This is a genomic window from Streptomyces sp. NBRC 110028 (assembly GCF_001417735.1).
Taxonomy (GTDB): Bacteria; Actinomycetota; Actinomycetes; order Streptomycetales; family Streptomycetaceae; genus Streptomyces.
The window spans coordinates 225024-236890 of record NZ_BBUZ01000025.1 but is presented as its reverse complement, the minus strand read 5'-3'; the positions used below and the strand labels follow the sequence as shown (position 1 = coordinate 236890).

Sequence of the window (11867 nt, the reverse complement as noted above, 5' to 3'; positions counted from 1 at the left end):
AGGAAGGAATCGCCACCTTGTCCCGTTTCGAGGACCTGTCCCCGTACGCCTACACCCCCGGCATCGGGGTGCCACCGGGGGTCGAGGCGTTCACCGTCGGCTGGCTGGAGAAGCAGGACGACTTCCCGCGCGGCGAGGTGCCGGTGGCCTTCGTCGAATCCCTCGGGGTGCTCTGCCGGGACGACTCGCAGAACGCCATGCGCGGCCTGTTCCCCTGCACACTCCCGCACCCGGAGGGGAAGCCGCCGTACCCCGTCGCCATCGAGGTCGGCGGCCGGCGGGTCACCCTCGGCGCCGCGGAGATCAGGGTGGTGGCCGAGGACGGCAGGTGGCTGATCGCCCCGAACCTCGTCCACCACTACATCACCGCGCACTCCTACCTTCCGCCCACGGAGTTCATCGAAGCGGTGACGGCCCGGCGCACCGCCCCCATGATGTAGCCGGGCCGTGCGGCTCAGCCCTGAAGGCCCGCCCCCAGCAGACGGCCCACCGGCTTGCGCGTGGCGAGGAGGGTGAGGCCGATGATGCGGCCGGATGGGTCGCGGTCACGCTGTGTCCGGCGAAGCCGCGCGCGACGCCGATGCCGGTGGCGGATCCAAGGTGATGCCGGGACGCGCACCGTACGGGCGTCCACGCTGCCCTCGCCGGGGGTGCCGGAGTTGAAGGCGTAGTGCGTGCCGCGGCCGCGCTCGGTGGTCACAGCGCCGGGCGCGATGCGCTTCCTGACGGCTTCGGCGTCGAGGAGTTCGGGGTCCTCCGCACGGTATCCGCCTGCGAGGTCAGCGGCCTGGGCGCGTTCGAGGCGCTTCATCACGGCCGGGGTGGTGGCCACGCGCAGGTTGCCGCCCCGGTGCTGATCCGCCTGGAATTTCCGGAACATCCCCGGCGGTGAGACTGCCGAGCAGGGACAACGCGTGTTCGGAGGGGCTGCCGGGGCGGCCTGGTAGACGACCAGCTGCCGGCCGGGGGCGCCGTTCACGGTCAGCGACTCGTCATCCAGCGTCAGCTCGCCGACCACGGGATGCCGGAAGCGCTTGGTCTCCCGCGCCTTCCGGCGGATGTCATGACGGGCCCACAGCCGCCGGAACGCCTCGCTGCGCAACGGCGCGCCCTGCTGCACACCGCCCGCGCCTTCACCGACGACCTCATCGCCACCAGCCGCCGACGGCCGCCCCGCGGACCTCGTCCACATCGGCTCGGTGGCCGGACACCTTCTGTACCCCAACTGGTCCGTCTACTCCGCCACCAAGGCCGCCGTGGCCCATCTGACCCGCAACCTGCGCGCCGAACTCGGCCCGCGCGACGTCCGCGTGACGAACGTCGAACCGGGCGTCACGGTCACCGAGCTGGGCAACGACATGAGCGACCCGCGGATGCGCGCCACCCTCACCGGAATGCGCACCACCCTCACCCCCTCACCGCCGAAGACACAGCGGAAGCGATCGCCTTCGCGGTCGCGGCCCCGCCGCATGTGAACATCGCCGAGCTGGTGGTGGTCCCCGTACAACAGGGCTGACACCGCCGCCCCCGGCCGCGACCGGGGGCACCATCGGCGACCCGGCGGTCGTCCCGAACCGGTACGCCCTGAGCCTGAGCAGCGGCACCAAGCCGTCACCGTCGGTTCTTCAGCGCTGCTGCCCCGAGGTGAGCCGCCCGGCGCTGCGGTAGGTGGAAACACCGAGGGCCAGCAGCCAGCAACTGAAGATCGCACCCATCAGAGCCGTGGTGCCCCAGCCGTTCGCCGCGTAGAAGTCCGCAGGGGTGTTGCCGAAGAACAGGGACGGCACGAAAGCCAGGTTGACCCCGGCCAGGACGTACGCGGAGCGGCTGGTCCACCGCGGGAGCAGGTTCGTACGGGAGACGGCGCAGCCCACCGCGGCCAGGAAGAACGCCAGCATGAGGCGGGAGATCGACCCGTAGAGGATGTACGTGCCGCTGACGGTGATGGTCGGATCGATCCGGTGATCCACGGCGATCACCGCACCCGCTTCCAGGCCACTGGAGACCAGGCTGACCGTCGCATAGACCAGCCCCGTGGCAAAGGCCATCGACCCCACCCACTCATACGCCGGGCTCACGCGCTTGACCAGCTCCCGAAAGGCCGTCACGAACACGACCAGGAACGCGAGCGCGACGATCCCGATCAGCAACCTGGCCAGGACGTTCGAGTCGGGCGGCGGACCCGAGTAGACGAAGTACAGGGGCACTTCGACGATGATGGCGGCCGCCGTGAGGATGCCCGCGCCACCGGTCATACGTCTGGCAAAGGTCTCGTCCATGAGTGCCCCCGGCTCGTTCCTCGTCCGTCCATCTGGTGACGAGGTACATCCTGCCGACCACGGCACTCGCCGTCGGTGGGCCTGAACACCGGATCAGGGGTGGACCTACCGACACCCCACCCGAGCGCTCGGCTTCGTCGAACACCACCGAAACCAGCACGCGCCGCTGTTCACCTCCATCCCGGAGGCGGAGCGCTACGTGCGCAAGTACACCGTGTCCCACCCGGTCCCCGCCGAGAACTACCCGCCCCGGGCCTACGACGGCCTGACGGGGATCTGGTTCGAGAACTGGGAAGACCACGACGCCTTCTTCGCTTCCGGGAACTACCGGACACTGGTCAACCCCGACGAAGCACGCTTCATCGACATGGACTCGGTGGCCGTGATGGTCACCGAGGAGAAGGAGGTCATCTGACAGACGGACTCAACGGACGGATACGGACTCAGCTCCAGCGGCTCACCCCGTACGTACCGTTGATGTCCGCGCCCGTCGCATCGTTGATGTCCCCGGCCCACTGCGCGCCCGTGGTCCCCGCGCACGCGGGGATGGTTCAGGCGATTACCCCATCGATTGCCGCTCCGTTCGACCGGGACCCATGCAGCCGGCCGGATGCGGCACGGCCGTTGGGCGCCTGGTGGCGGCCGCCGGGCGTTCGGCGTCAGCCGGGGCTGGGGCGGCCTTGGCGCCAGTAGCCGTGGAAGGTGATGTCCGGCTTCGGGATGCCGTGGTCGCGGGTCAGGTGGCGACGCAGGGCGGTGGCCAGTCCCGCCTCTCCGGCCACCGCCGAACTGGGCGGCGGCGATCTCGCCGATCGAGGGCATCTCGTCGGCCAGGGCCTGGCTCGCGGGGTCCCACAGCCGGGACCGGATGAGCGCGCGGCCGCAGTGGAAGTACGCCTCCGCGACCTCGACCACGATCGCCAGCTCCGGTGTCCTGGCCTCGGTCCGCATCCGGGCGAGGACATCGGGCTCGTCGGTGGGATAGGCGCGGCCGTTGACGCGCAGCGTCTCCCGCAGTCCGGGGATGAAGAAGAGCAGCCCCACGCCGTCGTTCTCGGCGAGGTTGCGGAACGAGTCGGCGATCTTGTTCCCGGGCCGGTCGGGGAGGGCGAGGGTGTGTTCGTCGAGGACCTTCACGAACCCCGGGTAGTCGCCGCGGGGCGAGCAGTCGGCGCGCCCCGCCGCGTCAGCGGTGGCGAGGGTCAGGAAGGGCGAATGGGCGATGAAGAGGCGGAAGTGGTCGTCGATACGGTCGCGGATCTTGGCCTCGATCATGGCTTCGGGTTCCCCGAGCCGGGCGCGGACCTCGGCCGGTGACACCCGCCGGGGGCGGGCAGGGGCATGCGTCACGAAGGCTCCTTCGGAGGCGACAGGCGGATGCGGGCGGGCGAGAGCGGACGAAGGCGCCGGGCACGTTGTCAGCGCGCATCCGCAGGGCCGAACGGTGGCGGCCACCCACCGCTCAGCCGCAGCTCATGGCATCATTGTGAGCAATCATTCAGGTTCTGCGCCACTCGCTTTCGCGGGCCCGCCCAGGAGGTGTCATGACGTCAGGCCACCGCGGACTTCGGCCACGTAAACAGCCACGCCAGGCCCGCGCCGAGCTGACCCGGCAGCGCATCCTCACCGCCGCTGCTCACGTTTTCGCCGAGTACGGCTACGCCGCCGGGACCACCAACCGCATCGCCGAGCAGGCCCGGATCTCGATCGGCTCGCTGTACCAGTACTACCCGAACAAGGACGCGATCCTGGTCGAGCTGGTGGTCCGGCACCTCGATGCCGGGGCGGCCGCCACCCAGCGCCTCCAGGTCGAGGAGCAGCCCGACACCCTCGAAGAGATGTTCCGCCGCTTCGTGCGCACCGCGATCGAGAACCACCGCGACGATCCACAGCTGCTGCGTGTCATGGTCGAGCAGGGGCCCCGGTCGCCCGAGTTGCTGGAGAAGGTCGCCGCGTACGAGCGCGAACACATCGCCTGCACAAGGGAGTTGCTCGACCGCCACCCCGAGGTCCGGGTCGCCGACACGGACGTCGCCGCCCGGCTCGTCGTCACCACGGTCGAGCTGGTCATCCACCAGCTGATCGCCGCGCCCGACCCCGTCGACGCCGTCCGCCTCGAAAACGAACTCGTCGCGATGCTCACCCGCTACCTCACCCTCGGGCAGGCCCCCTGGACGCCGGGGCCGGGCCTGCCATAGTGAGCCCATGACCGACGCGTACGAGCGGATGATGCGGGCCAACCAGTCGAACTGGGATGCCCGGACCCCCGTCCACCTCGCCAGCCGGTTCTACGGGATAGACGGGGCCGGCGGGGCCGACGGGGCCGACGGGGAGCCCGATCCGTCCCGCTGGTTCGCCCCGTGGGAGTGGGACGACCTCGGCGAGCTGGCCGGACGCGACGTTCTGCACCTGCAGTGCCACCTCGGCACGGAGACGATCGCCTTCGCGCAGCGCGGGGCACGTGCCGTCGGTCTCGACTTCTCCGCTGCGTCCGTGGAGGCGGCGACCGGCATCGCGGCGCGGGCGGGCGCCGAGGTGACGTATGTACGGGCCAATGTGTACGACGCCGTGGAAGCGCTGGGCGGACGGCGGTTCGACGTCGTCTACACCGGCAAGGGCGCCCTGTGCTACCTCCCCGACCTGGACCGCTGGGCCGGCGTCGTCGCCGGTCTGCTGCGCCCCGGCGGCCGTCTGTACGTCGTGGAGTTCCATCCGCTCCTCAACGCGCTGGGTCCGAAGCCCGCCCCCGAGGAGGGCCCCGAACTCCTCCTCCGCCACGACTACTTGGGCGGCGGCGGGCCCGTGCACCGCGACGCGACGCACACGTACACCGACGGCCCGGCCGTCGAGGGCGCGACCGACAGCTACGAATGGACGCACGGCCTGGACGAGGTCGTCAACGCCCTGGCCGGTGCGGGTCTGAGCGTCCGGCGGCTGCGCGAGTCACCCGAACTGCCCTGGCCCCGCTGGCCCCACATGACCCGCACCTCCTCCGGCTGGTGGCAGCTGCCGGAGCCGCGAATCCCGCTGCTGTACGGACTTTTGGCGTCCCGTTGAGCGAGGGGCCGCGTCCACCGCGCTCCGGCGATGTCAGTGGTGCCTGACAGACTCGGGCCGCCCCCGACCAGGAAGGAAGGCGATGACCGGTACAGCCTCCCCCGAGCACTACGCGCCCCGCTGGGACGACGACACCCGCCCGGCCCCGCCCTCCGTAGGCGGCGAGCGGGAGACCCTGAGCGCCGTCCTGGACTGGCAGCGGGCGACGTTCGAGCTCAAGTGCGCCGGTCTGCCTCCGGAGCGGCTGTCCGAACGGGCTGTGCCGCCGTCCGGCCTGTCCCTGCACGGCATCGTGCGGCATCTGGCCGGTGTCGAGCGCTGGTGGTTCCGTATCCAGTTCGCCGGTGAGAACGTCCCGATGCTCTACTACTCCGACGACGACCCCGACCAGGACTTCGACAGCCTGGACGGTGACGTCGGCGAGGCCTTCGCCGTCTGGCGGGCGGAGTGCGAGCGCTCCCGGCACATCACGGCCGCCGCCGCATCCCTGGAGGACACGGGGATCCGCAAGCGCACCGGCGAGCCGGTCTCACTGCGACGGATCATGGTGGACCTGATCGCCGAGTACGCACGGCACAACGGGCACGCCGATCTCCTGCGCGAGCGCATCGACGGCTCCACCGGGATGTGACCGGACCGGAGCCGCCGCGCCTGTCGAGGCGCCATCCGCGGCACCGGGCACGTCAGCGGTTGATCAGTTCCGCGAATCGCCGGGCGTTGATGTTGCCGCCGGAGGCGATGACGCCGATCCTGCGCGGAAGACCTTCGAGACGCCCGGTCATGAGGGCGGCCAAAGCGGTGGCGCCGCTGGGTTCGAGGACGATCTTCAGACGTTCGAAGGCGAAGCGCATGGCGTCGACGATGTCCTCGTCGCCGACGAGGGCGATCGCGTCCACCAGGCGCTGGTTGATGGCGAAGGTGATCTCGCCGGGCGTGGGCAGGGCTTGGCCGTCGGCGATGGTGCGGGGCACGGGGATGGTGACGCGCGCGCCGCCGGCCAGGGAGCGCTTGGTGTCGTCGCCTTCCTCGGGTTCGACGCCGATGACCTTGACGGTGGGGTGAAGCGCCTTGGCGGCCGTGGCGCTCCCGGCGATGAGGCCACCGCCGCCGACGGGCACGACGAGGGCGTCGAGGTCGCCGGTCTCCTCGAAGAGTTCGAGGGCGGCGGTGCCCTGCCCGGCGATGACATGGGGGTGGTCGTACGGCGGGATGAGGGCAAGGCCGCGCTCCTGGGCCAGGGCTTCGCCGAGGGCGGTGCGGTCCTGGGTGTAGCGGTCGTAGGTGACGATCTCCGCGCCGTAGCCGGCGGTGGCTTCCAGCTTGGAGCGCGGGGCGTCCTCGGGCATGAGGATGACCGCGGTGGTGCCCAGTTCGCGGGCGGCCAGGGCGGTGGCCTGGGCGTGGTTGCCGGAGGAATAGGCGGCGACGCCCTTGGCCAGTTGCCCGGCGGGCAGTTGGGCGACGGCGTTGTAGGCGCCGCGGAACTTGAAGGCGCCGACGCGCTGGAAGTTCTCGCACTTGATGAACACCTCGGCGCCGACCTGGGCGTTCAGGGTGCGGGAGGTGAGGACGGGCGTGCGGTGGGCGATCCCGTCGAGGCGCGCGGCGGCCTCACGGACGTCGTCGAAGGAAACGGACGGTGCAGCGGCCATGGTGAATCCCTTGCGCTGGTGAGAAGTCGAACCGCGTGCTGAGGGTCGCCGAGTCTAGCCTATTCGTCTAGATCTGTAATAGCAGTCCAGAACGCCCCCGCAGACATGGCACCAGATGGCACCGCATAGCGCCACCGAGGCGCCACCCGGCATCATTCCGCACCACCAAAGGCGCGCGGACCCACATAGCGCCACCCCGCCCCAGACTGACCCCTTTGCGTTTCCGCAGGTCAAGGGCGCCACACCCGCACCCACCCCGCATGCGACACCCTTCGGGCTTGCGAATGACGCCACAGTGGTGCCACTATGGCGTCATGGACCTCACGCCGTATGTCGACACCCTCCGCCGTGAACTCGCGGTGGCCGCCGAAGCCGGCGGGGAAGATGCCCGCGAGCTGGCCGAGCGGCTCACCGCTCCCCTGGAGTCGGCGACCCGTCTGACCATGCTCAATGTGCTCTCCGCCGCGATGGACGAGATCACCCGCGAGCTCGCCCCCGGCTCGGTCGACGTACGGCTGCGCGGACTCGACCCCGACTTCGTGGTGACGCCACCGCCCACCGACGGCGGCTCCATGGAAGCGGCGGCCGCGCCCGTCGAACCGCTCAGGGCGCCGGCACCCGCCGACGGCGACGAGGGCGGCACCGCCCGCGTCAATCTGCGGCTGCCGACCCACCTCAAGGCGCGCGCCGAGGAGGCCGCGAGCCGCGAGGGACTGTCGGTCAACGCGTGGCTGGTGCGGGCCGTGTCGGCCGCGGTCGACGGCGGCGCGCGGCCGCATACGCCGCAGAAGTCCCGCACCGGACAGAGCTTCACGGGCTGGGTGCGCTGACCGCGCCCCCGCCCACGCCACGCCCACGCCGCACAAAGAACGGCACTTCACCCACACCACGTCCCACCAGCGGGGACGCCCCAAGGACTCACGAGGACGGGACAGCCATGCCTTCTTTCGACACTCCCGAACCGATTTCGGTCGACGCGCACATCGGCGCCGGTTCCCTCCGGATCACCGCGAGCGACCGCCCCGACACCGTCGTCGAGGTACACCCCGGCAGCCCGAAGCGGGACAAGGACGTGCGGGCCGCCGAGCAGACCGAGGTCACGTACGCGGGCGGCGTCCTGACCGTCAGGACGAAAGAACGCCGCCTCATCGGGCCCACCGGCGCCGTCGACGTGGCGATCGACCTGCCCACGGGCTCGCGCGTCGACCTGACCGGCGCCTGGACCCCGGTAGTCGGCGAGGGCCGGCTCGGCGAGGTCCGCGTGAAGACCTCGGGCGGTGACGTCCGCCTCGACACGACCGGGCCGCTCCAGATGACCGTCTCCCACAGCTCGATCACCGTGGACCGGGTCGAGGGCACGGCCGAGATCACCACCAGCACCGGCAGCCTGCGCATCGGCACCGTCCACGGTCCCGCCGTCCTGAAGAACTCGCACGGCACCACGACCGTCGGCACCGTGACCGGTGACCTGCGGGTGAGTGGCGCCCACGGCGGCATCGACATCGAGCGTGCCGAAAGCTCGGTCACCGCCACCACCGCCCACGGCGCCCTGCGCGTGGGCGAAGTCTCCTGTGGAACCGCCCAGTTGGAGACGTCCATCGGCGCCATCGAGGTCGGCGTCCGCGACGGCACCGCCGCCTGGCTCGACGTCAGCTCCGAGCGCGGGCAGGTGCGCAACACGCTCGCCGACGCCGAGCCCCCCGCGGAGACCGAGGACACCGTCAAGATCCGTGCCCGGACCCGCTGGGGCAACATCGACGTGCGCCGCAACCGGCGCTGAGCACCGGCCCCGCCCACTCGCCCCCTTCACCAGCCACCTCATGCCTTCGAACGGGAGGGCTCCATGCCTTCGTCTGTCATGCCCACGCCCAAAACCACTGCCTCCGCCGCCGTCTCCACCGTCGGGCTGCGCAAGTCGTACGGCGACAAGACCGTCCTCGACGGCATCGATCTGCGCATCCCCGCCGGGTCCGTATTCGCGCTGCTAGGGCCGAACGGCGCCGGTAAGACCACCACCGTGCAGATCCTGTCCACGCTCATCGCCGCCGACGGCGGCCGGGCCCAGGTCGCCGGGCACGACGTCGCGGCCTCGCCCGAGGGGGTGCGCGCCGCGATCGGCGTCACCGGACAGTTCGCCGCGCTCGACGACCTGCTCACCGCCGAGGAGAACCTGCTCCTCATGGCCGACCTGCTGCGCCTCGACAAGCGCGAGGGCAGGAAGCGTGCCAGGGAACTGCTCGAGCGGTTCGGCATCGCGGATGTCGCGGGCAACCGGGCCGCGACCTTCTCCGGCGGTATGCGGCGCCGGCTCGACATCGCCATGACACTGGTCGGCGACCCGAAGGTGATCTTCCTCGACGAGCCGACGACCGGGCTCGACCCGCGCAGCCGCCGCACCATGTGGGAGACCGTGCGCTCGCTGGTCGCGGGCGGGGTCACCGTCTTCCTCACCACCCAATACCTGGAAGAGGCCGACCAGTTGGCGGACCGGATCGCCGTGCTCGACGGCGGCCGGATCGTCGCCGAGGGCACCGCCGACGAACTCAAGGCGCGGATCCCCGGCAGTCACGTACGACTGCGGTTCGCCGGGACAGAGGAGTACGAGCGCGCGGCGGCCGCCCTCTCCGGCGCGGCCCGCGACGACGAGAACCTCGCCCTGCGCGTGCCGAGCGACACCGGCATGGAGGCACTGCGTGCCCTGTTCGACCGGCTCGACGCGGCCGGGATCCGGGCCGCCGACTTCTCCGTCCACACCCCCGACCTCGACGACGTCTTCCTCGCCCTGACCGGCGACGGCAGCACCGGCACCGCCCTTCACGTCAAGGAGACCCTGCGATGAGCACCCTCACCTACGCCGTGCACGACTCGATGACGATGCTGCGGCGCAACCTGAAACACGCCCTGCGCTATCCCGCCGTGTCCCTGGGCCCGGCCATGATGCCCGTCCTGATGCTGCTGCTGTTCGTGTACGCCTTCGGGGACTCGATCGGCGCCGGCATGGGCGGCGGCCGGGACGCGTATCTGGAGTATCTGACGCCCGGCGTCATCATCATGGGCGTGGCGGCCGGAGCCATGTCGACCTCGATCGCGGTCTGCCAGGACATGACCGAGGGCATCATCAACCGCTTCCGCACCATGAACATCACGCGCTCGTCGTTCATGACGGGCCATGTCGTCGGCAGCGTCATCACGACGGTGGTGAGCCTGGTCCTGGTGGTGGGCGTGGCGCTCGCGCTCGGCTTCCGCCCGGACGCGAACCCGCTGGAGTGGCTGGCGGCGGCCGGGCTGATCACGGCCATCGCGTTCGCGGTGGCCTGGCTGTCGGCGGCGCTCGGCCTGATCTCCAAGACGGTGGAGTCCGCGAGCAACAAGCCGCTGCTCATCCAGTTCCTGCCGTTCCTCGGCTCGGCGTTCGTGCCGGCCGGCTCGATGGCCCCGGGGCTGCGCTGGTTCGCCCAGAACCAGCCGTTCACCCCGATGACCGAGACACTGCGCGGCCTGCTCACCGGTTCCCAGATCGGCAACAGCGGCTGGATCTCGCTCGCCTGGTGCGTCGGCATCACCCTGGTCGGCTACGTCTGGTCGCGTTCGCTGTTCAACAGCACCACCAAGCGCTGAGAGCCCGCCTGCCGCAGACCCGGCCCGGGTCTGCGGCAGTTGGCGTGGTCCGGCGTGGGGTCAGGGCTTGAGGAGCGCCTTGATGGCGCGGCGCTCGTCCATGGCCCGGTAGCCCTCGGCGACCTGCTCCAGGGGCAGGGTGAGGTCGAAGACCTTGCCCGGGTCGATCCGGCCCGACAGGACGTACTCGATCAGCTCGGGCAGGTAACGGCGGACCGGGGCGGGGCCGCCGCGCAGGCCGACGTGGGAGAAGAACAGCTCCTGACCGTCGACGGCGACCCCGTGGGGGACGCCGACGAAGCCGACGTTGCCGCCCGGCCGCGCCGAGTGCAGCGCCTGCCCCATGGCCTCGGCGGTACCGACGCACTCCAGGACCGCGTCGGCGCCGATCCCGCCGGTGAGGTCCTTGATCCGCGCGATGCCTTCCTCGCCTCGCTCGGTGACGATGTCGGTGGCGCCGAACTCGCGGGCCAGCTTCTGACGGGACGCGTGGCGGCTCATCGCGATGATCCGCTCCGCGCCCATCTCCTTCGCCGCGATCACCGCGCACAGGCCGACCGCTCCGTCGCCGACGACGACGGCGGTGGAGCCGGGCCGGACCTCGGCGGCGTCGGCGGCCCACCAGCCGGTGCCCATCACGTCGGAGACGGCCAGCAGGCCGGGCCAGAACTCCTCGCCCGGCACCTCGTCGGTGGCGACCAGGGTGCCCTGGGCGTTGGGGATGCGCACGTAATCGGCCTGACAGGTGCCCATGAACTCGCGGTTCAGGCAGTTGGCCTGGAAGCCGTTGCGGCAGTTGGCGCAGGTGTTGTCCGAGGTGGCGAACGAGCCGACGACGAACTGGCCCGGCCGGACCGAGGTGACGTCGCTGCCGACCTCTTCCACGAAGCCGACGTACTCATGCCCCATCGGGTGTGCCTCGTCGGTCGGCTCCACGCCGCGGTAGGGCCACAGGTCGGATCCGCAGACACAGGTGACGGCCGTGCGGATGATCGCGTCGGTGGGCTTGAGGATCTTGGGGTCGTCGAGGGTCTCGAAGCGCACATCGCCGGGGGCGTGGATGACTGCTCCGCGCATGGGGGACGTCCTTACGTGCTCAGGGTGGGCGCTGGTGCCCGAGTGCGGTTGCGTACCGGGCGTAAGAGGACGGCACCGCCGTGGGTGCCGTCGCGTCCCGGACGGGCGCCTCCGGGTGCGGCGCCGTGGCGCCGCGGCCGAGAAGTGCCGCGCCGTCCAGGTAATCGGATGTCCGCGCGGACAG

General features: G+C 71.0%; 14 protein-coding genes and 2 pseudogenes. 10 read left to right on the top strand and 6 right to left on the bottom strand.

The window, feature by feature from the left end; genetic code table 11:
- The first annotated feature begins 17 nt into the window (after positions 1-17).
- Positions 18-440, top strand: coding sequence for a hypothetical protein (locus ASC60_RS13675; RefSeq protein WP_055550482.1), 423 nt, complete (start codon positions 18-20; stop codon positions 438-440).
- Positions 441-454: 14 nt separating this feature from the next.
- On the opposite strand, the gene ASC60_RS42850 is transcribed toward ASC60_RS13675, so the two are convergent.
- Complete coding sequence (locus ASC60_RS42850; RefSeq protein ID WP_234356937.1) at positions 455-1120, bottom strand: hypothetical protein; 666 nt, start codon at positions 1118-1120, stop codon at positions 455-457.
- A gap of 79 nt (positions 1121-1199) precedes the next feature.
- Here ASC60_RS42850 and ASC60_RS13665 point away from each other — a divergent pair, with 79 nt between their 5' ends.
- Entirely contained in the window at positions 1200-1475 is a 276-nt protein-coding gene (locus ASC60_RS13665; RefSeq protein ID WP_234356936.1) for an SDR family oxidoreductase, read from the top strand.
- Positions 1476-1625: 150 nt separating this feature from the next.
- Here the strand turns inward: ASC60_RS13665 and ASC60_RS13660 are convergent, their stop codons facing one another.
- Positions 1626-2279: a hypothetical protein gene (locus tag ASC60_RS13660; protein WP_055550478.1), complete on the bottom strand. Its 654-nt coding sequence runs from the start codon at positions 2277-2279 to the stop codon at positions 1626-1628.
- Positions 2280-2442: 163 nt separating this feature from the next.
- Here ASC60_RS13660 and ASC60_RS13655 point away from each other — a divergent pair.
- Positions 2443-2694, top strand: a pseudogene (locus tag ASC60_RS13655) (EthD domain-containing protein); the annotation flags it as partial.
- A gap of 244 nt (positions 2695-2938) precedes the next feature.
- Here the strand turns inward: ASC60_RS13655 and ASC60_RS39130 are convergent.
- On the bottom strand, positions 2939-3061 hold the full coding sequence (locus ASC60_RS39130) for an SIP domain-containing protein (protein WP_079038382.1): 123 nt from the start codon (positions 3059-3061) through the stop codon (positions 2939-2941).
- 1 nt (position 3062) lies between these two features.
- Positions 3063-3629, bottom strand: a pseudogene (locus ASC60_RS39125) (MSMEG_1061 family FMN-dependent PPOX-type flavoprotein); the annotation flags it as partial.
- 194 nt (positions 3630-3823) lie between these two features.
- Between ASC60_RS39125 and ASC60_RS13645 the strand changes: the two are divergent.
- The 3 genes from ASC60_RS13645 to ASC60_RS13635 all read left to right on the top strand — a co-directional run bounded on the left by ASC60_RS13645 (position 3824) and on the right by ASC60_RS13635 (position 5967).
- Positions 3824-4477, top strand: coding sequence for a TetR/AcrR family transcriptional regulator (locus tag ASC60_RS13645; RefSeq protein ID WP_055550474.1), 654 nt, complete (start codon positions 3824-3826; stop codon positions 4475-4477).
- Positions 4478-4484: 7 nt separating this feature from the next.
- On the top strand, positions 4485-5336 hold the full coding sequence (locus ASC60_RS13640; protein WP_055550472.1) for a class I SAM-dependent methyltransferase: 852 nt from the start codon (positions 4485-4487) through the stop codon (positions 5334-5336).
- An 82-nt stretch (positions 5337-5418) separates the two neighbouring features.
- A complete protein-coding gene (locus ASC60_RS13635; protein ID WP_055550470.1) occupies positions 5419-5967 on the top strand; it encodes a DinB family protein in 549 nt (182 codons plus the stop codon).
- Positions 5968-6019: 52 nt separating this feature from the next.
- Here ASC60_RS13635 and ASC60_RS13630 read toward each other — a convergent pair whose 3' ends face one another.
- The gene (locus ASC60_RS13630) at positions 6020-6988 is read right to left on the bottom strand and encodes a threo-3-hydroxy-L-aspartate ammonia-lyase (protein WP_055550468.1); all 969 of its coding nucleotides are present in this window, start codon (positions 6986-6988) and stop codon (positions 6020-6022) included.
- A 314-nt stretch (positions 6989-7302) separates the two neighbouring features.
- Between ASC60_RS13630 and ASC60_RS13625 the strand changes: the two genes are divergently transcribed.
- From ASC60_RS13625 to ASC60_RS13610, 4 genes are all read left to right on the top strand, one after another.
- Entirely contained in the window at positions 7303-7818 is a 516-nt protein-coding gene (locus ASC60_RS13625) for a toxin-antitoxin system HicB family antitoxin (RefSeq protein WP_055550466.1), read from the top strand.
- A 107-nt stretch (positions 7819-7925) separates the two neighbouring features.
- The gene (locus ASC60_RS13620; RefSeq protein ID WP_055550464.1) at positions 7926-8768 is read left to right on the top strand and encodes a DUF4097 family beta strand repeat-containing protein; all 843 of its coding nucleotides are present in this window, start codon (positions 7926-7928) and stop codon (positions 8766-8768) included.
- A 63-nt stretch (positions 8769-8831) separates the two neighbouring features.
- The gene (locus ASC60_RS13615) at positions 8832-9827 is read left to right on the top strand and encodes an ATP-binding cassette domain-containing protein (RefSeq protein WP_055550462.1); all 996 of its coding nucleotides are present in this window, start codon (positions 8832-8834) and stop codon (positions 9825-9827) included.
- Entirely contained in the window at positions 9824-10606 is a 783-nt protein-coding gene (locus ASC60_RS13610) for an ABC transporter permease (protein ID WP_055550460.1), read from the top strand. The genes ASC60_RS13615 and ASC60_RS13610 overlap by 4 nt, the downstream gene beginning before the upstream one ends.
- 60 nt (positions 10607-10666) lie before the next feature.
- On the opposite strand, the gene ASC60_RS13605 is transcribed toward ASC60_RS13610, so the two are convergent.
- Positions 10667-11683, bottom strand: a complete 1017-nt coding sequence (locus ASC60_RS13605; protein WP_055550458.1) for a zinc-dependent alcohol dehydrogenase family protein — start codon at positions 11681-11683, stop codon at positions 10667-10669.
- Between the last annotated feature and the right edge of the window lie 184 nt (positions 11684-11867).